This window comes from Limnohabitans parvus II-B4, assembly GCF_003063455.1.
In the GTDB taxonomy this organism is placed as follows: Bacteria; Pseudomonadota; Gammaproteobacteria; order Burkholderiales; family Burkholderiaceae_C; genus Limnohabitans_A; species Limnohabitans_A parvus.
In genome coordinates this window covers 136,044-160,647 of the sequence record NZ_NESN01000003.1, presented here as the reverse complement: position 1 = coordinate 160,647, position 24,604 = coordinate 136,044, and the positions used below count along the sequence as shown (strand labels likewise).

Annotated in this window: 20 protein-coding genes; 13 read left to right on the top strand and 7 right to left on the bottom strand. The window is 60.3% G+C overall.

The annotated features are described in order from the left end of the window. Nucleotides 1–18 precede the first annotated feature (18 nt). Together B9Z37_RS09205 and B9Z37_RS09200 are read right to left on the bottom strand one after the other, a co-directional pair. Entirely contained in the window at nt 19–915 is an 897-nt protein-coding gene (locus B9Z37_RS09205; protein WP_240606676.1) for a DNA ligase, read from the bottom strand. Between the two features lie 111 nt (nt 916–1,026). After that, on the bottom strand, nt 1,027–1,584 hold the full coding sequence (locus B9Z37_RS09200; RefSeq protein ID WP_108312986.1) for an HNH endonuclease: 558 nt from the start codon (nt 1,582–1,584) through the stop codon (nt 1,027–1,029). Between the two features lie 180 nt (nt 1,585–1,764). On the opposite strand from B9Z37_RS09200, the gene B9Z37_RS09195 reads away from it, so the two are divergent. The 3 genes from B9Z37_RS09195 to lspA all read left to right on the top strand — a co-directional run bounded on the left by B9Z37_RS09195 (nt 1,765) and on the right by lspA (nt 6,369). Further along, on the top strand, nt 1,765–2,802 hold the full coding sequence (locus tag B9Z37_RS09195) for a bifunctional riboflavin kinase/FAD synthetase (protein WP_108312734.1): 1,038 nt from the start codon (nt 1,765–1,767) through the stop codon (nt 2,800–2,802). Nucleotides 2,803–2,909: 107 nt separating this feature from the next. Continuing rightward, on the top strand, nt 2,910–5,822 hold the full coding sequence (gene ileS, locus B9Z37_RS09190) for an isoleucine--tRNA ligase (protein ID WP_108312733.1): 2,913 nt from the start codon (nt 2,910–2,912) through the stop codon (nt 5,820–5,822). A 31-nt stretch (nt 5,823–5,853) separates the two neighbouring features. Next, nucleotides 5,854–6,369: a signal peptidase II gene (gene lspA / locus B9Z37_RS09185; RefSeq protein ID WP_108312732.1), complete on the top strand. Its 516-nt coding sequence runs from the start codon at nt 5,854–5,856 to the stop codon at nt 6,367–6,369. 56 nt (nt 6,370–6,425) lie between these two features. Here the strand turns inward: lspA and B9Z37_RS09180 are convergent, their stop codons facing one another. Beyond that, nucleotides 6,426–7,409 (bottom strand): quinone oxidoreductase family protein, encoded by a 984-nt coding sequence (locus tag B9Z37_RS09180; RefSeq protein WP_108312731.1) that lies wholly within the window; start codon nt 7,407–7,409, stop codon nt 6,426–6,428. A 124-nt stretch (nt 7,410–7,533) separates the two neighbouring features. Here B9Z37_RS09180 and B9Z37_RS09175 point away from each other — a divergent pair, with 124 nt between their 5' ends. The 10 genes from B9Z37_RS09175 to B9Z37_RS09130 all read left to right on the top strand — a co-directional run bounded on the left by B9Z37_RS09175 (nt 7,534) and on the right by B9Z37_RS09130 (nt 19,438). Next, nucleotides 7,534–8,433 carry a DMT family transporter gene (locus B9Z37_RS09175; RefSeq protein ID WP_108312730.1) on the top strand — a complete coding sequence of 300 codons (900 nt, stop codon included), beginning with the start codon at nt 7,534–7,536 and terminating at the stop codon, nt 8,431–8,433. Nucleotides 8,434–8,611: 178 nt separating this feature from the next. Then, nucleotides 8,612–9,367: a Crp/Fnr family transcriptional regulator gene (locus tag B9Z37_RS09170; RefSeq protein WP_108312729.1), complete on the top strand. Its 756-nt coding sequence runs from the start codon at nt 8,612–8,614 to the stop codon at nt 9,365–9,367. Between the two features lie 130 nt (nt 9,368–9,497). Then, on the top strand, nt 9,498–10,028 hold the full coding sequence (locus tag B9Z37_RS09165) for a thiamine pyrophosphate-binding protein (RefSeq protein ID WP_108312728.1): 531 nt from the start codon (nt 9,498–9,500) through the stop codon (nt 10,026–10,028). A 22-nt stretch (nt 10,029–10,050) separates the two neighbouring features. Then, nucleotides 10,051–10,770, top strand: a complete 720-nt coding sequence (locus B9Z37_RS09160) for a thiamine pyrophosphate-dependent enzyme (RefSeq protein ID WP_240606675.1) — start codon at nt 10,051–10,053, stop codon at nt 10,768–10,770. After that, the gene (locus B9Z37_RS09155) at nt 10,767–12,383 is read left to right on the top strand and encodes a GMC family oxidoreductase (protein ID WP_108312727.1); all 1,617 of its coding nucleotides are present in this window, start codon (nt 10,767–10,769) and stop codon (nt 12,381–12,383) included. The genes B9Z37_RS09160 and B9Z37_RS09155 overlap by 4 nt, the downstream gene beginning before the upstream one ends. A gap of 44 nt (nt 12,384–12,427) precedes the next feature. Next, the gene (locus B9Z37_RS09150; protein ID WP_108312726.1) at nt 12,428–14,734 is read left to right on the top strand and encodes an arylsulfatase; all 2,307 of its coding nucleotides are present in this window, start codon (nt 12,428–12,430) and stop codon (nt 14,732–14,734) included. Between the two features lie 33 nt (nt 14,735–14,767). Continuing rightward, a complete protein-coding gene (locus B9Z37_RS09145; protein ID WP_108312725.1) occupies nt 14,768–15,757 on the top strand; it encodes a Bug family tripartite tricarboxylate transporter substrate binding protein in 990 nt (329 codons plus the stop codon). Nucleotides 15,758–15,759: 2 nt separating this feature from the next. Further along, complete coding sequence (locus B9Z37_RS09140; RefSeq protein WP_240606674.1) at nt 15,760–17,544, top strand: N-acyl-D-amino-acid deacylase family protein; 1,785 nt, start codon at nt 15,760–15,762, stop codon at nt 17,542–17,544. A gap of 40 nt (nt 17,545–17,584) precedes the next feature. Then, nucleotides 17,585–18,568 carry a Bug family tripartite tricarboxylate transporter substrate binding protein gene (locus B9Z37_RS09135; protein ID WP_108312723.1) on the top strand — a complete coding sequence of 328 codons (984 nt, stop codon included), beginning with the start codon at nt 17,585–17,587 and terminating at the stop codon, nt 18,566–18,568. 123 nt (nt 18,569–18,691) lie between these two features. After that, nucleotides 18,692–19,438: a sulfite exporter TauE/SafE family protein gene (locus tag B9Z37_RS09130; protein WP_108312722.1), complete on the top strand. Its 747-nt coding sequence runs from the start codon at nt 18,692–18,694 to the stop codon at nt 19,436–19,438. A 75-nt stretch (nt 19,439–19,513) separates the two neighbouring features. Here B9Z37_RS09130 and B9Z37_RS09125 read toward each other — a convergent pair whose 3' ends face one another. From B9Z37_RS09125 to B9Z37_RS09110, 4 genes are all read right to left on the bottom strand, one after another. Continuing rightward, nucleotides 19,514–21,838 (bottom strand): arylsulfatase, encoded by a 2,325-nt coding sequence (locus tag B9Z37_RS09125; protein ID WP_108312721.1) that lies wholly within the window; start codon nt 21,836–21,838, stop codon nt 19,514–19,516. A 422-nt stretch (nt 21,839–22,260) separates the two neighbouring features. Next, nucleotides 22,261–23,061, bottom strand: coding sequence for an SDR family oxidoreductase (locus B9Z37_RS09120; RefSeq protein ID WP_108312720.1), 801 nt, complete (start codon nt 23,059–23,061; stop codon nt 22,261–22,263). Between the two features lie 17 nt (nt 23,062–23,078). Continuing rightward, on the bottom strand, nt 23,079–23,978 hold the full coding sequence (locus B9Z37_RS09115) for a DMT family transporter (RefSeq protein WP_108312719.1): 900 nt from the start codon (nt 23,976–23,978) through the stop codon (nt 23,079–23,081). A 2-nt stretch (nt 23,979–23,980) separates the two neighbouring features. Then, complete coding sequence (locus B9Z37_RS09110) at nt 23,981–24,586, bottom strand: alpha/beta hydrolase (RefSeq protein ID WP_240606673.1); 606 nt, start codon at nt 24,584–24,586, stop codon at nt 23,981–23,983. Between the last annotated feature and the right edge of the window lie 18 nt (nt 24,587–24,604).

The window sequence follows — 24,604 nt, the reverse complement described above, 5'->3', positions numbered from 1 at the left end:
CTCACTTTTTTCTGCGCTTTACTCCGCCTCACGCACCCGCACAAAGCTGGCAAAACGCGGCAAACCTGAGGGCGTGCGGTCACGGTAGCGGTAAGTCACCCAAACGCCCACCGGGGGTGGATCACGGCGCAGCGCATCGCTCAGGCCTGCGCCCAAGGCAAACCGCTGACCTGAGGGCATCTGCACCAGCAAAGCGCCCGTCTGCCCCTGCAACCGCCCCTTGCCCGGTTGGTACCCCACCACCCGACCTTCTTCGTCGGGTTCGGGTTTGAGTTTGTACAGTGCCTCGGTACGGCCTGAGCGCCAATGGGCGTCGGTCCGGTGCAACACCAAGCCTTCACCACCATCACGCACGGTTTGTTGCAACAGCGACTGCAAAGCCGGGGCATCTTGCACAGCCTCTTGTGTCACCGACACCAACCAAGGCACTCGGGCTGCCTGCACGGTAGTTTGAACCAAGCGCACCCGATCTTTGAACGGGGCAGCGTGTCCGGGAACGTCAAACACCAGGTATTTCACCGCACGCCAGGCCTCGTCATCGGGCACCGCTTTGCGCACCACACCCGACAAACGGTCAAACTGCCCTCGCCCCATCCAAAGTTCACCGTCAAGTGGCATCGAGGGCAAGGCAGCCACAAACCATGCGGGAGCGCTCAGAACACGGCCACTGCGAAATCGCAAAACTTGTCCGTCCCAGACTGCGCGCACGCCGTCGAACTTTTCGCTCACCCAAAAGCCTTGCGGCGACCGACCAGGGGGCCAAGATGTGGCCAGTTGCACTGGCGCTTCATTGGCCGAGGCGTTGGGTGCGAGCAAGGGGATGCTGGTCAGCACCGCCAAGGCTTGCCGTCGGGTCATGGCCCAACTTGGCGCTGTTTCGTCAACACGTGTGAAGCCGTGTGCCTTGGTTCGCATGGTGTTCTCCCTGATGGCTCAGGATCTTGAAATCTGAGCCTTTTATTTTCAGAAAGCCATGATGCGACTGTTTGCCAGCCAGTGCAAGGGCCCCATCAAGGGCTAGCAGCTTTACCCCATCAAGCGGGAGTTTTTGGGCACATGCGCCATCAAGAAGGCCATCTGATCAGCCAGAATGCGGCGGTTGCGCAGAATGAAGTCTTCCCACAGGCTGGGAATGTAGGGCGCATACAACAGCGGCATGCGGGCCTGCTCGGGGGTGCGGTTGCTTTTGCGGTGGTTGCACGAACGGCAGGCCGTGACCACATTCATCCAGTGGTCGGGGCCGCGCTGAGCCAAGGGCACGATGTGCTCACGGGTGAGGTCTGCCTCATGAAAATGCCCACCGCAATAAGCGCACACATTGCGGTCACGCACAAACAGTTTGGTGTTGGTCAACCCAGACCGCATCTCAAACGGGTTGATGCGGGGCACCCCCTGGGTGCCGATGATGCTGTTGACCGTGATGATGGATTGCTCGCCCGTGAGCGCGTTGTGACCGCCATGAAAAACCGCCACTTGCTGGCCCGCCTCCCAACGCACCTCGTCGGCTGCGTAATGGGTGACCGCCTGCTCCAGAGTGATCCACGATTGCGGCAAGCCTTGGGCCGAGAGTTTCAAAACCTTCACAGACGCCTCCATCCAACAGTTCAAAGACCACTGACACGAAAAGTTCCGTCTCGATTCTGCGCCACCGGCATGGGGCCCCGGTTGAGAGGATCGGGCTCAGTCACAATATACCCTCTTACATTGACAAAACCGTGAAGGCTGGCGCATGGCCAGCCCACCGGACAGGACACCCCAAACGACATGAAGGTTTTTCGCGGCTTCCACCACCCTGATCTGGCCCCCGCCTGCGCCCTGACCATTGGCAACTTCGATGGCGTGCACCGCGGCCACCAAGCCATGCTGGCGCTCTTGCGAAGCGAAGCGGCCCACCGGGGCGTGCCCAGCTGCGTGATGACCTTTGAGCCCCACCCGCGCGACTACTTCGCCAAGGCCCTGAACAAGCCAGAGTTGGCCCCCGCCCGGATCGCCACCCTGCGCGACAAACTGCAAGAGCTGGAGCGCTGCGGGGTCGACCAGGTGGTGGTGGTGCCCTTCGATGCCGAATTGGCCAGTCAGTCCCCCGAAGACTTCATCCAGAGGGTGCTGATCCAAGGCCTGGGCGTGCGCTATGTGCTGGTGGGTGACGATTTCCGCTTCGGTGCCAAGCGGGCGGGTGACTACGCCATGCTCGACGCCACAGGCCAGCGTCTGGGCTTTGATGTGGCCCGCATGAACAGCTACGAGGTGCATGGCCTGCGCGTGTCCAGCTCGGCCGTGCGCGACGCGCTGGGCCAGGGCCGCCTGCAAGACGTGCAAGCCCTGCTGGGCCGGCCCTACAGCATCAGCGGGCATGTGGTGCACGGGCGCAAACTCGGGCGCGAGCTGGCCGCCACAACCGAAGGCGCAGGCGACGGCTTTCGCACCCTGAATTTGCGTTTTTCGCACTGGAAACCGGCTGCCAGCGGCATCTTTGTGGTGCAGGTGCACGGCCTGGCCAACCAGCCCATCCGGGGCGTGGCCAATCTGGGCATCCGCCCCTCCCTGGACCCGAATGACGTCAACGGCGGGCGTGTGCTGCTGGAGACCCACGCCTTCGACTGGCCCGCCCATCTGGGGGCCGAGGGGGGCTACGGTAAAATCATTCGTGTGGATCTGCTGCACAAACTACACGACGAGCTCAAATACGACGGTCTGGACGCCCTGACAAAGGGCATTGCCAAAGACTGCGATGACGCGCAAGCGTGGTTTGCCTCCCGCCATGGTGAAACCAGCCGCCAAACCACCCGCGACCGAATTTGACGCTCACGCGTCCCGGCGCACCGCAAGTGCCACACCTCCTTGGGCCCGTTTGCACTGCCCACCTTTTGCTCCCAGCGGCTTGATGGCCGCCCCCTCGGATTTCTCTCATGTCTGAACAAAACACCCCTTCCAGCCCAGACTACCGCGCCACGCTCAACCTGGCAGACACCCCCTTCCCCATGCGCGGCGACCTGCCCAAGCGCGAGCCGGGCTGGGTGAGCGAGTGGAACGACGGTGGTTTGTACAAGAAACTCCGTGCCGCCCGCCAAGGTGCCCCGCTGTTTGTGCTGCACGACGGCCCGCCCTATGCCAACGGCAAACTGCACATCGGCCACGCGCTCAACAAAGTGCTCAAAGACATGATCGTCAAGTCCAAGCAATTGGCGGGCTTTGACGCGCAGTACATCCCCGGCTGGGACTGCCACGGCTTGCCGATCGAAAACGCGATTGAAAAACTGCACGGCCGCAACCTGAGCCGCGACGACATGCAGGCCAAAAGCCGCGCCTTTGCCACCGAGCAAATCAACCAGCAGCGCGAAGACTTCAAGCGCCTGGGCGTGCTGGGCGACTGGGAGCGCCCTTACCGCACCATGGACCCAGCCAACGAGGCTGGGGAGATCCGCGCCTTCAAACGCGTGATCGAGCGCGGCTTTGTCTACCGTGGCCTGAAACCTGTGTACTGGTGCTTTGACTGCGGCTCGTCGCTGGCCGAGTTCGAGATCGAATACGCCGACAAAAAAAGCGACACGCTGGACGTGGCCTTTGAAGCCGACGACACCGCTGCATTGGCTGCGGCCTTTGGCCTGAGCGCACTGCCCGAGTCACTGGCCACGGGCAGCAAAAAAGCCTTTGCCGTGATCTGGACCACCACCGCCTGGACCATCCCCGCCAACCAAGCGCTCAATGCCCACCCCGAGCTGGAATACGCGCTGGTGGACACGCCCCGTGGCGTGCTGCTGCTGGCCACCAGCTTGGTCGAAAAATGCCTGGAGCGCTACAAGCTGCAAGGCACCGTGATCGCCACCGCTGTGGGCGAGAAGCTGCGCGGCCTGGTCTTCCGCCACCCGCTGCACGACACCGTGACTGCCGAAGAAGGCGGCGAATACAGCTACCGCCGCAAATCGCCGCTGTACCTGGCCGACTACGTGACCGCCACCGACGGTACAGGCATCGTGCACTCGGCCCCGGCCTATGGCGTGGACGACTTCAACTCCTGCGTAGCCAACGGCCTGAAATACGACGACATACTGAACCCGGTGCAAGGCAACGGCGTGTATGCCCAAGAGCTGCCCTTCTTTGGCGGTCAGCACATCTGGAAAGCCTGCGCCCGCGTGCTCGAGGTGCTGGGCCAAAGCGACCGCTTGATGGCCACGGTGGAAATCACCCACAGCTACCCGCACTGCTGGCGTCACAAAACCCCCGTGATTTACCGCGCCGCTGCCCAGTGGTTTGTGCGCATGGACGAGGGCGAGGGCGTCTTCACCCAAGACAAAGCCCCCAAGACCCTGCGCCAGCTGGCATTGGACGCCATCGAGCAAACGCAGTTCTACCCCGAGAATGGCAAAACCCGTCTGCGCGACATGATCGCCAACCGCCCCGACTGGTGCATCTCACGCCAGCGCTCATGGGGCGTGCCTGTGCCCTTCTTCTTGCACAAAGACAGCGGCGAGCTGCACCCGCGCACCATGGCCATCCTGGACCAGGCCGCTGACATTGTGGAAAAAGGTGGCATCGAAGCTTGGAGCCGCGTGACGGTGGAAGACATCTTGGGCGCAGCCGATGCACCCAGCTACACCAAGAGCACCGACATTTTGGAAGTCTGGTTCGATTCGGGCAGCACCTTCCAGCATGTGCTGCGCGGCAGCCACAAAGACGCGTATGGCGTGCCGCCTTTCCACAGCTCCCCGGACAATTCCAGCCCTGAGGCCGACTTGTATCTGGAAGGCCACGACCAACACCGCGGCTGGTTCCACAGCTCGCTGCTGCTGGGCTGCGCCTTGTACGACCGCGCCCCTTACCGGGGTCTGTTGACCCACGGATTTGCCACCGATGGCCAAGGCCGCAAGATGAGCAAGTCGCTGGGCAACACCGTCGAGCCGCAAACCATCACCTCCAAAATGGGCGCCGAAATCGTGCGCCTGTGGGTGGCCAGCACCGACTACTCGGGCGACCTCAACATCGATGACAAGATCCTCGCCCGCGTGGTCGACGCCTACCGCCGCATCCGCAACACCCTGCGCTTCTTGCTGGCCAACGTGAGCGACTTCGACCCGGCGACCGACACCGTGCCCGACGACCAACTGCTGGAAATCGACCGCTTTGCGCTGGCCCGTGCGGCCGAATTGCAAGCCGACATCCGTGTCCACTTCGACGCTTACGAATTCCACCCCGTGGTCTCCAAACTGCAAATCTATTGCTCGGAAGACCTGGGCGCGTTCTACCTGGACGTGCTCAAGGACCGCCTGTACACCACCGCCCCCAAGAGCCTGGCCCGCCGCAGCGCACAAACCGCTTTGTGGCGCATCACCCACGGCATGCTGCGGTGGATGGCACCTTTCCTGTCCTTCACGGCCGAAGAAGCCTGGGGCACCTTCGGAAAATCGGAATCCATCTTCATGGAAACCTTCAGCGACTTCGGCTCGGCCGATGCGGCGCTGCTCGCCAAGTGGGCACGCATCCGCGAGATCCGCGATCTGGTAAACAAAGACATCGAAACCCTGCGCACCGCAGGCCAAGTGGGCGCATCATTGCAAGCCGAAATCACCTTACAAGCGCCTGCCGCCGACCACGCCCTGTTGGCCAGCTTGGGCGAGGACATCAAGTTCGTGTTCATCACCTCCAAAGTGACTTTGCAGACTGGCGAACAACTGGCCGTGCAAGTAACGCCCAGCCAAGCCACCAAATGCGAACGCTGCTGGCACTACGCCGACGACGTAGGGCAGGATGCGGCACACCCCACGATTTGCGGTCGCTGCGTCAGCAACCTGCACGGCGCGGGCGAAACCCGCTTGATCGCCTGAACTTCACGCACAGAAAAGACAAGGCAAGCCCATGGCCAGCTCCAAAAAATTCGGCAAAAGCGGCTCCAGCAAAAGCCAAAGCATGGTGCTCTGGCTGGGCATTGCCCTGCTGGTGCTGCTGATCGACCAGTTCACCAAGGTGCTGGTGCTGGGCGCTTTTCAGTTGGGTGACAGCACGCCGATCACCTCGTTTTTCAACCTGGTGCGGGCACACAACCACGGTGCGGCATTTTCGTTTCTGGCAGGTGCAGGCGGCTGGCAGCGCTGGTTCTTCACGGGCATCGGCGTGGTTGCGGCCTTGTTCATGGTCTGGATGCTGCGCTCGCATGCGGGCCAAAAACTCTTCAGCCTGGCCATCGCCCTCATTCTGGGCGGTGCCATCGGCAACGTGGTGGACCGCCTGCTGCACGGCTATGTGGTCGACTTCCTCGACTTCTACTGGGGTGCTTGGCACTTCCCAGCTTTCAATGTGGCCGATGCCGGCATCAGCGTGGGCGCAGCCTTGCTGATCTTGGATGAAATTTTGCGGGTGCGGCGCGGCCGCTGATTCGCATCCACCCACAAAAAAGCCCGCCGTAGCGGGCTTTTCAATTCAGACCCGTTTTACAGCGTGATGATGGTGCACCCTGTCGTCTTGCGCGCTTCCAGCGCGATGTGCGCGTCCTGGATGTTGGCCAGCGGGAAGGTCTGGTCGATGTGGATCTTGACCTTGCCGCTCGTCACAGCCTCGAACAAATCATCGGCCATCTCTTGCGTGCTCTCGCGCGTGGTGATGTGGCTGAACAAGGTCTGGCGCGTCACATAGATCGAGCCCTTGGGGCCGAGGATGCCCGGTGCAAACGGGGCCACAGCGCCGGATGCATTGCCAAAGCTGGCCATCAGACCAAACGGGGCCAGGCAGTCGAGCGACTTGTCCCAGGTGTCCTTGCCCACCGAGTCGTAAACCACTTTCACGCCCGCACCGCCAGTGATTTCCTTCACTTTGGCCTGGAAATCTTCGGTCGAATAATTGATGCAAAACTCGGCGCCGTTGGCCAAAGCCAGCGCGCACTTGGCATCACTGCCGGCCGTGCCGATCAAGCGCAGGCCCATGGATTTGGCCCACTGGCAGGCGATCAGGCCCACACCACCCGCTGCGGCGTGAAACAGAACAAAGTCACCCGACTTCAGCCCGCCCTGGGGCAGCGTGCGCTTGAGCAAATATTGCGCCGTCAGGCCTTTGAGCATCATGGCTGCGCCCGTCTCGAACGAGATCGCATCGGGCAACTTGCACACGCACTTGGCGGGCATCACGCGCACTTCGCAATAGCTGCCAGGCGGCTGGCTGGCGTAGGCGGCGCGATCACCCATTTTGAGGTGAGTGACACCTTCGCCCACGGCCTCGACCACGCCAGAGGCTTCCATGCCCAGCTTGAGCGGCATGGGCAGCTGGTAGAGGCCGCTGCGCTGGTACACATCGATGAAATTCAGCCCGATGGCCTTGTGACGGATGCGGATCTCGCCGGGGCCAGGTTCGCCCACGGTCACATCGACCAGTTTCATGACTTCGGGACCACCGTTTTGGTCGATCTGGACGGCAAGGCTCATGGGAAAATTCTCCTGAATGGGTGAAAGCAAACGATGCGTGACTTTGCCACGAATCTCATGACTGCGTGTGGGGTGGGGACAGCTCTGCGACAGCGGGAAAACCCGAATACCGATACAGTGCCGCATGTCTCAAAAACTCTCTCCAGTCACCGCCTTGCTGCTGACCGTGCCGCCGCTCATGTGGGCGGGCAATGCGGTGGTGGGCCGCTTGGTCACGGACCTGGTCCCACCCATCACACTCAACTTCCTGCGCTGGCTGGTCGCCTTCTTCATTTTGCTGCCCCTGGCCTGGAAAGTTTTGCGCCCAGGCAGTGGCCTCTGGTCGCACTGGCAACGGTTTGGTCTGCTGAGCCTTTTGGGCGTGGGCTGCTACAACGCGCTGCAATACTTGGCGCTGCAGACTTCGACACCCCTGAACGTGACGCTGGTCGCGGCCAGCGGGCCATTTTGGATGCTGGTCATCGGTGCGCTGTTTTTCAAAGCACCCGTGCGGCGCAAACAACTGCTGGGGGCGATGCTGTCCATCACTGGCGTACTGGTGGTGCTGTCTCGCGGCGATTGGCAACAGCTCTTGGCGGTACGTTGGGTCATCGGCGACTTCTTCATTTTGCTGGCCACGGCCTGCTGGTCTTTGTACAGCTGGCTGCTCAGCCGCCGCGACGAACCCGAAGCCATCCGCAACGACTGGGCTGCCTTTTTGCTGGCGCAAGTGGTGTTTGGGCTGGTCTGGTCGGGCTTGTTTGCCGGGCTCGAATGGGGCCTAACCGATGCACACATCACCTGGGACTGGCCACTGATGGCGACCCTCGCCTTTGTGGCCGTGGGTCCGGCTGTGCTGGCCTACCGCTTCTGGGGCCTGGGCATCCAGCAGGCGGGCCCGGCGGTGGCAGGTTTCTTTGCCAACCTCACGCCGCTGTTTGCAGCAGTCCTGTCGGCCGCGTTCTTGGGCGAGCTGCCGCACCTGTACCACGTGGCGGCGTTTTCGCTGATTGTGGGCGGGATTGTGGTGTCGGCCAGGCAATGAGCCGCAAGGGTTTTGCACAGCTGCTTCAGAAATTTCTGATGTTGGACCGAGCTGAGTTAAGCTGAGCAGATAGCTAAAAGATCGTGCTGTTGATAGCAATTCGAAAAATAAAGTCCGAAAATATGTGGCAATCGAACAAAAGTGTGGCCTTTATTGAATTTAAAGATGGTGATTCTTGATGGAAAAAATTGTCAAAGCGAAGGCAAGTCAAGGTCCCTTTGGGCTTGTTGGTTCGTCATCTCCACAAGAACTTGCACAGCAACTTTTGGAGCGGTCGCCTGCATTCAATACATGTTCGCAAACAGTACTGAGTGCATTGATCAACATTGGAAGACCCAAGGAAGTTACAAAGGGCGAATACGTTTGCAGATCGGGCAATCCCGTCACCCGTGTCTGCATGCTCCTTGATGGCGTTCTAGAAATCGCCCGCATCCAGTCAGATGGTCATCGCCACCTGGTTGGACTGGCACTGCCCGGAGACTTCATCAGCTTCACAGGAATGATTGATGGTGGTGCGCATTTGCATGATGTGCTTGCGCGCAACGATGCATTGGTCATGGAGTTCAGTGCACAAGAATTTTCGAATTTGCGTCAGCAACACATCAGTTTGGTCATGGCTTGTGAACGTTTGTTGGTGCGACGGATGAGACTGATGTATGACCGTTTGGCAGCCGACCCAGCATGGGTTTTAGAAAATAGACTGGCTCATATGCTGTGCATGTGCGCAGATCTTTTTGCAAAGAAAGAGGCTGTTGTCGCTACCGACATCGACATTGGTCTTTCGCAAACCGATGTCGCAGACATGCTCGGAATCAGCCGTCAAAGTGTGAATTTCGCATTGAAAAAGATGGAGACTGAGGGGCTGGTGCGATTGCACTACTCCCGAATTTCTGTCGCCAACATGACTGCGCTGAAACAACTTGCGGAAAGTTGATTGTTGCCGGCGAGGTGCCATTCACTTCAGTTTGGCTTGGTGCCAATTTTTGATCGAATTGTCTGAGTTCTGACAGACTTGACGAGTGAGATCAACCAGACTCTGAGCAACTAATTAACTGGAATTGCTCATGAGTCTTGGTGAATTTTCCATTTCTGCGAGTGCATGTGTGAAGGCACTCACGCGCAATCAAGTTGACCATGTGGTGACCGTGCCGGACTGGATCCAGCTGTCACTGCACGATCGCCTGAACAAGGGGGTTGAAGGCATCCGCGTGATCAATGCCTGCAACGAGAACCAAGTCGTCACCGTTGCCGCAGGCCTGACCATTGGCGGCAAACGTCCGCTGGTGATGATGCAGAACCAAGGCCTTTACAACTGCTTCAACACCCTGCGCGCAGTCTGCCTTGATGCGCACATCCCTATGGTTTTCCTGGTCGGCCAGTTCGGCCGCGAGTTCAGCAACATCGGCCACCCCACATCAGAGTCCGCTCGAAGCATGGTGCGCATTGCTGAACCGTTCCTTGCATCCATCGGCGTACCCTATCACCTTCTGGACAAGGAGGAGGACCTGATGAAGTTGGATCAGGCCTATGAACAGGCACAACAACAGCGTACGGCGGTGGTCTTGCTTGTGGGCGCGCCCATGGCATGGCGTTGAAACAAGCAGGAGCGAGACGATGATGAATTTTGTGCAAGCTGTAGGTGTGGTCGCCAAGGGTAAGGGGGACGGCATCGTCGTCGCCACCATGGGAGCCATGTTCATATTTGACCGCATTGAAGGGGCCGATGGCAATGCCAATGGCGTACCACTGGTCAGCGGCAAGGCCGGGCTGGTACTGGGCCTGGGTGTGGCCAAGATCAAGACCGTGCTAAAACCCGCGCACGCCGAAGCCGCCAAGGGCTCGTTTGCTGGGCGCATCAACTCGGTACCGCTGATGGGCGGTGCCGCCGGCTTGGCCTTGGGTCTGGCTCTGGCGCGGCCGGATAAAAAAGTGATCGTCATGGATGGCGACGCCAGCCTGCTGATGGAGCTGGGTGGCCTGGCCACCGTGGCCCAGCAGGCGCCGAAAAACCTGCTCCACTGCGTGGTGCACAACGGCACGCAATTCACTGGACTCGACAACATGTCGACCCCAACGTCTGATTTCCAATTCGCCGAAGTGGCACTCAAGTGCGGCTATGTGCACGCCGAGCGCATCGCCGATGGCGCAACCTGGGCCGAGCGCTTTCCCCTGCTGCTGGCCATGAATGGCCCGGTGTTCGTCGAGCTGATGGTGGAGCCCGTACCCAAACAGACCAAGGACGGTTTTGAAGCTTGGGAACTGCCAGCCAATCAGTACACGCGCATGGGTGATGAAGCACTGGCTTTGCAAGACTGGCTGGCCCAGGATGCCGCATGAACATGCCCACCGACACCTACGATTTCATTGTGGTGGGGGCGGGCTCGTCTGGCGCGCCGTTGGCCGCGCGCCTGAGCGAGAACGGAAAGCACAGCGTGCTGCTGCTCGAAGCGGGTCCAGCAGACACCAATCTGTGGACCCGCATCCCTGCAGGGGTTGTGAAGGTGTTGCAGCAGGGCAAGGTTATCCGGGACTTTTTTACCGAACCCGATCCGCAGATGAAGGACCGCAAGATCTACTGGCCGCGCGGCTGGGTAGTGGGCGGCTCCAGCACGGTGAACGGCATGATCTGGGTGCATGGCACGCCTCACGAATACGACAAATGGGCGCAGGACGGCTGCCCCGGCTGGGCCCATGCGGACCTGCTGCCATGGTTCAAGAAAATCGAGAGCTTCACCGGTGGTGATCCGGACCGTCGAGGCAGCAACGGGCCAGTCACGGTCACCGAGTTCAAGCCGGTAGATGCCTTACCAGACGCCTTCTTGGACTCACTGGAACAGGCCGGTGTGACGCCGCGCGTGAAGGACTACAACGAACGCGGTTATGGCGGCAGCTATTTGCAATTCAACACCCGCAACGGCGTGCGCTGCAACACCCGCATGGCCTACCTCGACGATGCCATCGGGCGGCCCAACCTGACCTTGAAAACCGGCGTACTGGTCGGGCGCGTGCTCATCGAAGCTGGCCGTGCCACAGGCGTGTTGGCCAAAATCGACGGGGTCGACGTCACCCTGCATGCGCGGCGCGAAGTTATTTTGTGCGGCGGGGCGTTCAATTCGCCCCAGTTGCTGGAACTGTCAGGCGTGGGCAGACGGGAGGTGCTGGCGCAAGCTGGGGTGTCGCTGCTGCACGAGCTACCCATGGTGGGCGAAAACCTGAGCGAACACGTTTACAGCCCAGTCATGTACGAAGCCACGCGCGACGTGAGCTGGAACCGAGACCTGAGCAGCCCCCTCGGGCAAGCCAGACTGGCTTTGCGTTGGTTGACACAACGCGATGGCCCGCTCTCGTCAGTCACCATCACGGCTCAAGCCTTTGCAGCGATGCAGCCCGGCAGCACCGACGCCGACCTCAAGCTCCAGATTCAACAGGTCAGCAGTCCAGGAAACCGTGGCGCAGGAAAGATCGAGCTGGACACCTTCGATGGCATCACCCTCGCCTCTTTCCAAATCCGTCCGCGCTCGCGCGGGCATGCGCACATTCGCAGCCGCGACCCCGCAGCCGACCCAGTGCTGGTGTCCAACCACTTCACCCACCCAGACGATCTGAACGCTTGTCTGCAGGGGCTCAAGTTGTCGCGCAAGACCGCCGAGACCGGTCCCTTGTCGAAGCTGATTAAGCGCGAGGTGCGCCCGGGCCCAGAAAGGGCCAGTGACGAAGCCCTGGTGGACTATCTGCGCGCTACTGGTGCCACGGCCTACCATCCGGTGGGCACTTGCCGCATTGGCACAGACGCAGCGCAGTCGGTGGTCGACCCGCAATTGCGCGTGCATGGCATCCGCGGACTGCGCGTAGCCGACGGCTCCGTGATGCCCTCCATCGCTTCCACCAACACCAACGCCATCTGCATTGCCATAGGCGAGCGCGCGGCGGATTTCATCCTGAACGACTAAGCGCTGTTCATGGCCGAACCCACTTCCGCAGGAAAGCTCAATTCATGACCAAGCCAGACAACAGACGCAACGGCGACCCTGGGGCGCATTTCCAGGGCCACATCGAGCAGCTCATCAAGGACTCGACACCTTGGTGGCCTCAGACCAAGAGCCAACGCGTACATGGCAAGCCCAACGTGGTGGTGATCTACCTCGACGACTTGGGCTTTTCCGACTTAGGCTGCTACGGCAGTGAAATCGCCACGCCCCACATTGATGCCCTCGCCGCAGGCGGCCTGCGATTTGCCAACTACACGACGGTTCCCATGTGCTCGCCCGCGCGCGCGGCATTGCTGACAGGCAAGAACCCTCACTCAGTGGGCTGTGGCTGGATCGCACACGCCAACCCGGGCTTCCCGGGCTACTCGGGCGAGATCGCGCCCGATGCGCCCACCCTTGCCGAAATTCTGGGTGATGAGGGTTACAGCACCATGATGGTGGGCAAATGGCACAACACTTGGAGCCACAACGTTCACGAAGCCGGTGACCACAGCTCGTGGCCCTTGCAACGCGGCTTTGACAAATTCTACGGCTTCATGGATGCCGAGACCAGTTACTTCCAGCCCGAACGCCTGTACGAGGGCAACAACCCGGTCGAAGTGGACGCTTATCCCGACGACCACTTCGCCACCGACGACTGGACCAACCGCGCCATCCGTTGGATGAAAGAGCACCACGCCAGCGAGCCCGATCACCCGTTTTTTCTGTACACGGCATTCAACGCGCCACACATGCCGATCCAGGCCAAGGTGCAGGACATCGACAAATACAAGGGCCGCTACAACCAAGGCTGGAACGTATTTCGCCAGGCCCGCTTCGAGCGCCAGCGCGCCATGGGCCTGCTCGACGAGCGCCACCAGCTCGCCCCCTTGCCGCCTGGTGTACCCGAATGGGACAGCCTACCCGCTGAGCGTCAAGAGCTGTTTGCCAAATACATGGAGTTGTATGCCGCCCTGGTGGACAACATCGACCAAAATGTGGGCCGCATCGTCGGTTTCCTCAAGGAGGCCGGTCTGCTGGACAACACCATCATCGTGCTCAGTTCCGACAACGGCGCCAGCGCCGTCGGCGGGCTGGAGGGCACGCCCAACTACGTGGACCAGCGCGAAGGCCAGCCAGTTGACCACGCCCGTGCGCTGCAAATGGCGCGCGATGGCAGCCTGGGCCAGGACGAATCTCTGCCTGCCTACCCGACCGGCTGGGCGCAGGTGTCGAACACGCCGTTCCGCTTTTTCAAACGCACGCCCCTGAACGGCGGCATCCGCGTGCCCTTTGTTCTGCATTGGCCCGACAAAATCAAGGATGCTGGCGCGATCCGCCGCGAGTGGATTCACGTCACCGATGTCACGCCCACACTGCTTGACGTGTTGGGCATCGCGCACCCGCAATCGAGCCACGGCTTTGATGCCCGCAAGCCCGATGGCGTGAGCTTCGCGCCCATGTTGGTGGACGGCAGTGCGCCCACACAGCGCAGCCGCCAGCACTACGAGCTGGAGGTGAACCGCGCCTACATCGAGGGTCACTGGAAAATTGCATCACTGCAGCCGCGCGGCGGCGTGATCGCCTCTTTGGACAACTGGATGCTGTTTGACTTGGCGACCGATCCTTGCGAGACCACCGATCTGGCGGCGCAGCAGCCCGAGCGGGTGGCCCGCATGGCAGCCGCATTCGATGCCGATGCGCGCGCCAACTACGTCTATCCGCTGGACAACCGGGCGCTGGAGCGCGCGGTTACGATACCGCCCTTCATGGCCGACACGGTCAACCGGCCGCGCACGTTCTTCGCCGGCACGCCGACCGTGGCGCGCGCCATCGTGGCCCCGCTGCTGGGCGACCGCCACTTCACCATCCGCAGCCGGTTCGACTGGCAGCCCGGCCAAGAGGGCGTGATCTTCGCCATCGGCGAGGCCTTTGTCGGCCTGGTGCTCTATGTCATGGACGGGCAACTGCATTTTGTTTTCCACCGCTGGATGTCACCAGTGGAGCTGCCGCCAGTTGCGTTGGTAGCGGGCGCACAAGATGTCGTGCTCGAATACCGCGCCCTAGGCCAACGCCGCGGAGAAGGACGTCTGCTGGTGAACGGCATAGAGACTGTGCCCTACACCGGCATGTCCCCCACCATCATTGGCATCCACGTTGAGGGTATTGACATCGGCATGGACCGCCGCCAGCGTGTATCGCACCGCTATGCATCTAAGCGCACCTTTCCCTATACCGGGACGATTGACCGCGTGGTGATCGAACCGGGCCCCCAGGCTCCAGGCTCCATCATCAACTCGATTGAAGCGAACATCCATCGGCAACGCGATTGATGGGCTGACATAAATACCAACCAGGAGACAAGCATGAAATTTTTTAAAAATCGCCGAACATTGACTGGCATCACCGCTGCGGTGGTACTGGCTTGCCTTGCACCGATGGCCATGGCACAGACTGCTGCTGGACCCGACACCTACAAGATTGTTGTGCCACTGCCAGCAGGCGGTGGCGTGGATGTGTTTGTCCGAAAGCTGGGCGAAGCACTCGCCAAAAATCTGAATAAATCAGTGATCGTGGACAACAAGCCCGGTGCTGCCGGTCAACTCGCGGTGCAGGCCGTGGCCAGCGGTCCGACCGACGGAAGCGCAATCCTGTACATGCACTCGGGTATTCTGACGGTTCAAGAGATAACAGGCCGTATGAACGTGTTGCGCGACTTCAAGCCCATCGGCAAAGTCAGTTCGTCTCCGCATGTGCTGGTGGTTTCCGCCGCATCACCCTACACCACACTGGCCGACCTGATCAAGGCGATGCAATCTGCGCCTAACAAACTCAATTTCGGCAGTGGCGGCAAGGGCTCGCCCACCCATTTGATGTTCGAGCAGATGGATGAAAAATTCCCAGGCGGACTGAAGGCCACGCACGTACCCTTTAAGGGGGCGATCGAGGGCGTTTTCGCCGTAGTGAGTGGATCGATCGACTTCGTCTTTGCGCCACCCGGTGCGGTGATGGAACAAATGAAAGCTGGGAAACTGCGAGCACTGGCAACCACCGGTGCCGTGCGCATGCCTCAGCTGCCAAACATACCTACCGTGGCCGAAGGCGGCATTGGCAACTACCAGGATGAACCTTGGGGTGGACTGGTGGTCGCTGCCGCAACGCCGGATGCCCAAGTCAACCGTCTCGTCAATGCACTGAAAGCCGCTGTGGCCGAACCCGCATTAGTGGACATGATCAGCAAGGTGGGCGGCAAGTTGGAAATCAACCCATCACCCGCCGCCTTTGCGACTCAGATACGAGAAGAACTTGTTGTCAATAAAGCAATGGTCGTCAAACTCGGACTGAAAGCAGAATGAACATGCTGGACACCCTCATCAAAGGTGGCACCGTCATCGACGGCACCGGAACCGAGCCCTTCGTTGCGGACGTAGGCATTCGAGATGGTCGAATCACTGCCGTGGGCCAAATCGACGAACCCGCACAACGCACCATTGATGCCAAGGGCCTGCACGTGCTGCCTGGCTTTGTGGACATCCATACACACTACGACGGTCAAGCCTCATGGGACGAAACCTTTGCACCGAGTATTTACCACGGTGTGACCACCGTTGTGATGGGCAACTGTGGGGTCGGCTTTGCACCCGTGCGCCCAGGAGATCGAGACGTCCTGATTGACCTCATGGAGGGTGTGGAGGAGATCCCTGGAACCGCGCTCACCGAAGGCATGAAATGGAACTGGGAAAGCTTTACCGACTATGGCCGAGCCCTCGACGCCCAGCCGCATTCCCTCGATTTCATGACGCTGGTGCCGCATGACACACTGCGCCTGTATGTGATGGGCGAGCGCGCTGCACGCGGCGAGCCGGCCACGGCCGATGACATCGTGCAGATGCAGGACCTGCTGCGCCAAGCGCTGCTGGACGGAGCCTGTGGCCTGGCTGTGGGCAGCACTGAAACACATCGCACAGCCCAAGGGCGGATGACCCCATCGTTTGAGGTGTCGCCGGTCGAGCTCAACAGCCTTGCCGCCGTGCTCAAAGACCTGCCTTACCGCGTGCTACAAGGCATCAGCGACTTCGCCAGCCCACGGGGTGCGCCTGCGGAAGAAAAAGCCCGCTTTGACTGCGAGTACGCCAAGCTCGAAGACATGGCCAAAGTCGCTGGGCGGCCCATTTCCATCACCTGGATGGACCGCGTCATCGCGCCTCAGCAAAGCCAATGGTTGGGCGATGCTTCGCTGGCCAGCGCAGCCAAAGGAGTCGACGTCAAGCTACAGGCCTCACCACGCGGAATTGGCGTATTCAACGGGCTGGACACCACGCTCAACCTGCTGGCCGCATTCCCAAGTTATCAAGCCATTGCGCATCTACCGGCAAAGGATCGCGCAGCTCAACTGCGCGATCCCGCCACTCGGGCACGCATCCTATCGGAAGCACCGGTGAGTTTGTCGGTCGAAGGCTCGTCGGTGCCACCGCTGGCAGACTTCGTGATCCAACACTTCGAGCAAATTGCCTTCACACTGTTCCCATTGCTGCCCAGTGCAGATGGCAGCATGGACTATGAACCGCTGCCCGAGCTGTCGTTCGGGGCCCAAGCCAAGGCGCGCGGAGTGTCTGCCCGCGAACTGATGTACGACCACCTCGCGCAAGGCGATGGCAACAACTTGGTCTATTTTCCGATCCACAACTACCTCAACGGTTCGCTAGACCGGGTGCGCGAAATGCTGATGCACCCCCACGTGCTCTGCTCACTGGGTGACGCAGGTGCCCATGTGGGCACCATCTGCGATGCCAGCATCTCGACCACGATGCTCGCGCATTGGGGGCTGCAACGCACACGGGGTGAAAAGATCGCGCTGCCACAGGTGGTGCAAATGCTGACGCAGCGCAACGCATTGCACATGGGACTGAGTGACCGTGGTGTCATCGCTGCGGGCATGAAGGCCGACATCAACCTCGTCGACTTCGATCGCCTCGCCTTACCCATGCCCGAGATCGTGCGCGACTTGCCCATGGGCGGTCGCCGCATGATCCAGAAATCCATGGGCTATGTAGCCACATTGGTCTCAGGGCAGGTCGTGATCGAGAACGGCCACATCACCGACGCGCGACCCGGACGCTGGACACACGGGGCAAAAGCCTAAGACAGATACGTTGAACCAAAACATTCGAAAGGGATCCCCCATGACAAAGCAACTCATCTGCCGACGCTTGGCCTTGTGTTTGGCTGGCGCATCGCTGCTTGGTTCGGCGCTGCCAGTGCTTGCGCAGACCGACTTTCCAAACCGTCCAATCAAGATCGTCATTCCTTTGCCAGCCGGCGGTGCAGCCGATGTAGGTGTTCGCACCATGGCGCTGGAGTTGGAAAAGTCGCTCAAACAACCCGTGGTGGTCGAAAACAAACCAGGTGGTCTGTTCATGCTGGGCTTGCAGTCGGTGCTGTCTGCGCCAGCCGATGGTTACTCGGTGATGCATCTGAATCTGGGCATGGTGGGCGTGCAGGTGGTGCAAAAGAAGTTTGATTTGAACAAGCAGTTGATTCCACTGACCATCGCGGGCGATACACCCATGGTGCTGATGGTTGGTCCAAACTCACCGCATAAAACCATGAAAGACCTGGTGGCTTTTGGGCGTGCCAACCCTGGCAAGCTGAACTACGCAACACCAGGCCAGGGCGCCATTGAACACCTCAAAATCGCACAGATGGAAAAAGCGGCAGGCTTCACAGGCGTGAATGTGGCATACAAGGGTGGTCCCGACATGGTCAAAGCCGTCATCGGTGGAGAGGTGGATTTCACTGTGGCACCGGCCATCTTCGCCATGCAGTTCGCACCCAAAGGTCAAGTAAGAGTTCTGGCTGCGATCGATCAGACCCGACTCAAAGAGTTTCCGGATGTGCCCACCATCGTCGAAGCGGGCGTGAACGTCTCGCCCCTGCGGATCTGGTCTGGCTTTGCTGTCCATCCAGATACGCCGCCCGCCATCGTGCAGCGCTTGCAGCGAGAACTGGCGGCAGCGGGAGTATCCCTCCCGGTGGTTGAGAAACTGACCCCTTTTGGCATGACGCTGAAATCCAGCAAGACATCGGAAGAATTCCGCCAGCAGATCGCTTCGGATGTACTTTGGATGAGCGAAGTCGTCAAAGACCTGAAGCTCGAACCGAACTGAAGCACCGATGCAGGTCAGTGGGCATGTGGCCCTCATTACGGGGGGCGCGACCGGCACGGTCATGGCCAAGGAGCGTCACGGTGTCTGAGGGTTTACGATACACCATTGACTTTGAGCTTGCTCATGGGTGACATCAGTTCTGTGGCCCTGCTGTGGCTCGGAACATCCGTGCTGTTGGCCTCCGTTGTTCGAGCCATGACCGGTTGGGCTTTCTCGATCATTGCGGTCCCCATGCTGAGTTTGGTGTTTCCACCCGAACAAGCGGTGGTGCTGAACATCCTGCTGGCGCTCGCCGCCACTTTGAAGAATGTGCCGGCAATGCGAGGCCAGATCTCGCGTCGGATTTTTTTGCCCTTGCTGTTCTCGGGGCTGGTAGGTACGCCGATGGGTTACTGGCTGCATACCATGGTGGGCGATGCGGGCCTGCGCTTGGTTATGGGCCTATTGGTACTTGCGTTGTCGGCAGCCATGCTCCTGATACCGCCCCGTCACCAAGCCTTGACTCTGCCGGCGCTGGCGCTCGCAGGGCTGGCCTCAGGCGTGTTAGGAGGTGCCGTGGGCATTGCCGGGCCGCCGGTGGTGGTGTTGTTCATGCTCACCGCAACCGACATAGGCCAGGCCCGCGCGACTCTTGCACTGGGGCTGTTGACTGTGTGTCTTTTGGCGACCTGCGCCTACCTGTTTGGCGGCCACATCACACCACCGGTGATGCTGCTCTTTGCTCTGGCCTTGCCAGTGGTATTGCTGGGCGATACGCTCGGCAACCGGTTGTTCGCCCGCTACGGCGGCCACACAGCGCGACGCGTGAGCGTCGTACTGACATGTGCGTTGGGGCTTCTAAGCATAGCCCGCGCCCTGCTCGGGCCGTGAGGAACGCTGTGCCGTTTCAGTTTTTCACGGCACTGTAGCGCTAAACAGCAGCACGAATCCTTGCAAGGGTGCTGATCAGTTCTGTCTGGCCGCAGCCCGCAGTCGGGCTTGCACGGCTGCTTCGTCCAGCACCATCGGCGAATCGGCAGGTTGGTCACCGGGCTCAAGTCTCACCAGGTCAATTTGACCGCTGTAGCGGAACGCACCTCGGTCGGCGTAGCGTTCGCTGATGGCTCGGCGCTTGTTGATGCCCACGCTCAGACCACCCGAGGGCAGGCGCACCATCGTGGGCGAAAGGTCTGCCCCCGCAGCAACGACCTGTCCGTTCAAGCTGAAGTGGCCTTGGCCTTTGCGATCGCCGAGAGCTCGGTAGTTCAACACGAAGTCCTGTGTACCTGGCGTCAACAGGATCGGGATCAACTCGATGGGGCGATACCAGAGCTGGTAGGTGAAGTGCAGCGCACCGTCCATAACGAACAGCACCATACCGCTAAAGTGATCACCCAGCGCCACGATCACACCTTCGTCGCCGGTGCGCCATTCAAACTGTGCGCGGAGCACGAAATCCCTGTCAGCGATCATGGGCGAAACAGTCACACCGGGAATGGCTTCGCTCTCGCGATAGAAGTCGCGCGGAACAAGGGCTTGTGCCAGCTCGTGCGGCGGTAACGTGATGGCGCGCCTGTCATCGCGGTTGTCAATGGGGTAGACATAGTTCGCCGTGGCTTCGACCTCAAACTCAGCAATCAGACGTTGCAGCACCTCGGGCTGGCTAGCGGCCACGTCCTTCACCTCCGTTGGATCGCTGGCGATGTGAAACAGCATCCAGTTGTTCAGATCGAGTGGTTGCAGTGGCGGTTGAAGCGAAACGATTTTCCACTCGCCACTGATATAACCGCGGTTGCCCTGCAGCTCGTAGTACTGTCGCTGGCGTTGCACCGGGGCATCGACTTGGCGCAGCGAGGTAGCAAAGCTCTTGCCATCCATGGAACGCGTGCGGTAACCGTTGTGCACCGAGGGATAGCGACCACCGGTCAGGTCGAGCAGGGTCGGCAGCAAGTCGGTGACGTGGATCCATTGGGAGCGCAATCCACCCGGGTCGGCCAAGCCCTTGGGCCAGTGTGCGACAAAAGGTACCCGGATGCCGCCGGCCATGGGTGTGCGCTTGTAGAACCGGTACGGCGTGTTGGACACCTGTGACCACCCGCTGGGGTAAGCCGCGTAGGTGGCGTCGTCGCCGACGGCGTTCGTCTCCACCAGGCGGCGCACCAGCGCAGCGTCTTCCGGAAAACCCTGGCGACGGTCCTGCAGGTTCATCACGCCGGTCGGACCGCCGATGGAATTGGCGCCGTTGTCCGATGTGATCATGATCAGCGTGTTGTCCAGTTGGCCGCTTTTTTCCAAGAAGGCCAGCAAGCGCCCCACGTTCTGATCGACGTTGTCCACCAGCCCTGCGTAACACGCCATGTAGCGTGCGTAAAGTTCTTTCTGCTCGGCCGGCAAGCTTGCCCACTCGGGGATGCCGGGATTGCGCGGTGGCAGTACGGCGTTGGGTTCGATCAGCCCCATGGCCCGCTGGCGCTCGAAACGCGCCAGCCGCAAGGCGTCCCAGCCGGCCTCGTAAACACCGTTGTATTTGGCTTGGTCTTCGGGCTTGGCCTGATGCGGCGTGTGCGGCGACTGGAATGCGAGGTAAGTGAAGAAGGGTTTGTCCGGCGCGCTGGCGCGGTTTTCAGCAATCCAGGCGATGGCGCGGCTGGTGTAATCATCTGGGGCAAAGTAGCCCTCTGGGTAGCCATCCACCTGTGCCAGCTGGTTGCCTTCGAGCATGCGATCGGGCTGGTAGTAGCTGGTCTCGGCCCCCATGAATCCGTAGAAACGGTCGAAGCCACGTTGCAGGGGCCAGCCACTGTTGTCAGCGGCGCTGTGCAGGTTGCGGTCGTAAGTGTTGTGCCATTTGCCCAGGGCCATGGTGGACCAGCCCTGTTCGCGCAACAACTCGGACATCAATGGCGCATCCCTGGATATTTCGCCACGGTAACCCGGGTAACCCGGATCATTGTGCGTCAGCCAGCCACAACCAACACTGTGCGGGTTCTTGCCCGTCAGCAGAGCCGCGCGGGCCGGCGTGCACATGGGCACTGTGGTGTAGTTGGTGTAGCGCAGTCCCTGCGCGGCAAGACGGTCGATGTTAGGGGTTTGAATCTCACCACCGTAACAACCGAAGTCGGAGAAGCCCAGGTCGTCGAGCAGGATCACAATGATGTTCGGACTGCCTTGTGGCGCACCCAGTCGAGGCGACCAACTTGGCGAGGACTCTGGCAACGTTTGGCCGATATGACCGGAAAATTGGGCACTTGGGTCGGCGACTTTCAGCGATTGCGAGTCTTTGGAGGGCATGTAGGTACCTTACGCATAAATGGGCATTCGGTAACGCCAAATGCCATCAATAGATCGATGGCTAATTTTATGGAGCGTGATCGTTCATGAATGTCAAAACACCGACATATGGCTACCTTTGCGCTAGTGGTTCGCCCTAGGATCCAGCAAGACAAAGCGTTGAAACTCTGTGCGCGAATTCAATTGCCTTCCGTCATCTGTGATTTAGCCATGTTGGATGCAGCTGTGAGCTGTAGACCGGTCACTGGATGCACTGCATAGCGAACGACCGGTTATGGCAGGCGCCAAACATCAGCCTCAGCCTCGGGATGTCCGCTACCAGCCAAAAAAAGACCACTGACCGCAAGCTCAAATATCAAACCAAGGCAACAGCAATGGCCCGACAGCCATTGCAAAACTTCAGCTCAGTCACCAGACCGCTGTCAAAACGTCCCCGGATAAGCCCCGCCATCGGCCAACACGTTCTGGCCCGTCATGTAAGCCGCGTGCTGGCTGCACAAAAAGGCGCAGATGGCACCAAACTCTTGCGGGTTGCCGTAGCGCCCTGCCGGGATTTGCGCTTGCTGGATGGCGCGCATTTCTTCCACCGTTTTGCCTTGCTTTTGCGCCATCGCGGGCAGCGTCGAGCGGATGCGGTCGGTGTCGAACTTGCCGGGTAGCAAGTTGTTGATGGTCACGCCCTGGCCCGCAATTTTGCTGCGCGATGTGCCGGCCACAAAACCCGTCAGGCCACTGCGGGCGCCATTGGACAAGCCCAGCACGTCGATGGGCGACTTCACCGAGCTGGAGGTGATGTTGACGATGCGACCAAAGCCGCGTGCGGCCATGCCGTCCACCGTGGCTTTGATCAACTCAATCGGCGTGAGCATGTTGGCATCGATGGCCTTGAGCCAGGCCTCGCGGTCCCAGTCACGAAAGTCACCGGGTGGCGGGCCGCCTGCGTTGGTGACCACGATGTCGTAGTCTTTGCCGGGGCCACCCGCCACGTTCCAGATGGCTTCGCGCCCAGCTTCGGTGGTGATGTCTTGCGCCACGGCGATCAACTGCACTTTGCCACCCGTTTCGGCACGCAAGTCATCCACTGCCTTGTTCAGCACTTCGGCGCCACGCGCCACCATGACCACGTTCACGCCTTCCAGCGCCAATGCCCGTGCGCAACCCCAGCCCAAGCCTTTGCTCGCGCCACCCACCAAAGCCCACTTGCCTGCAATGCCCAAATCCATTTTCGCTCCTGTTGATTTCAAACTTTGGGTGCGCGTGTCACCCAAAAAACACCCGACAGCACCAGCACGGTGCCGCCCACAATCCATATGTTGAAAGGCTCACCCAAAAGGACCACACCCATGAGCAGCGTGGACATGGGGCCGATCATGCCGGTCTGCGCCGTCAGGCCCGAGCCGATGCGTTCGATGGCCATCATGACCAAGACCACGGGCACCGCCGTGCAAGCCGTGGCGTTGAGCAGTGACAACCAGATCACGGGCTCGGGAACCTGCGCCAGCGACAACGGGCGCAGCACCGCAAATTGAGCAATGCACAAGACACACGCCACCGAGGTGGCCCAGCCCGCCAAACGCAGCGAACCAAGCCGCTGCACCATCTGCCCGCTGTAACTCAGGTACAGCGCATAGCTGATGGCACTGCCCAACACCAGCGCCGCGCCCAGTACGGCGTTTTTGCCGTCGAGTGCCGCTTCATGGCCGAACACCAGCATCACACCGGCATAGCTGATGGCCATGCCCACCCCTTGGTGGTAGCTGATTTTGCGGCGATACAAGAACCAGCCCAGCACCAGCACCAGTGTGGGGTTGAGGTACAAGATCAGGCGCTCCAAAGAAGCGCTGATGTATTCCAAGCCCCAGAAATCCAGAAATGAGGCCAAGTAATAACCGCTGAAGCCCAGACCCAAAATGCCCAGCCAGTCACGCTTGGCGATCCGGGGTTTGCCGCGTCCGGCCCACCAGGCCATACACAAAAACAGGGGCAAGGCAAAGAGCATGCGCAGCATGACCAGAGTGACGGCATCGACACCATGGCGATAAGCCAACTTGACGATGATGGCTTTGCCGCTGAAGGCGATCGAACCGGCCATGGCCATGATCAGGCCAGTGGTCAGATGGGCATTTCTTTGTGCTTGCATCGTCAACGCCCAATCCGGCCCCATATCCATTGCACAGCCTCGTCCGCGGCCAGCTCGGGCGTGTTGGCATGGTTGGCATTCAGCACAAGATACCGGCTGTCAGGGTGTGGCGGCAATTTTTGATAAATCGCAGCTGAGGCAGAGGGGTACAGCATGTCTTGCTTGCCGATCGCCCAAAACACCGGGACGGGTTTTCGAAACGCGGCAGCACTCAGACCCATATTGCCCCAGCCTTGCGGGTTGAAATAACTCCACAAAGCTGTGGCAGTGGTTTTGATCGGGCGACGTTGCCCTTGGTTGATGTCGTTCATCTCGATCAAGGTGTCGCCCTGACCCGATTGCACCAACTGACGCGCCGCATCGACACTGCGCCGCACATCGGGCACTTGGTCAAAGACCTCGGGCACATGGCCTGGAGCCATAGGCAAGACAGCGTCCGCATCGCCAACCTGGGCCATGTAGGCCAGTGTGGCATTGGCACCAAAACTCTGGCCTCCCACTGCTACCCATTGGATGCCTGATTGACGCAAGGCCAGAACTGTGGACTGAATTTGTGCCAGCGCGTCGGCGTAAGGGCGGTCGTAAAGTCGATGACGTGACCATGGCATTTCAAGCATCCGAACCTG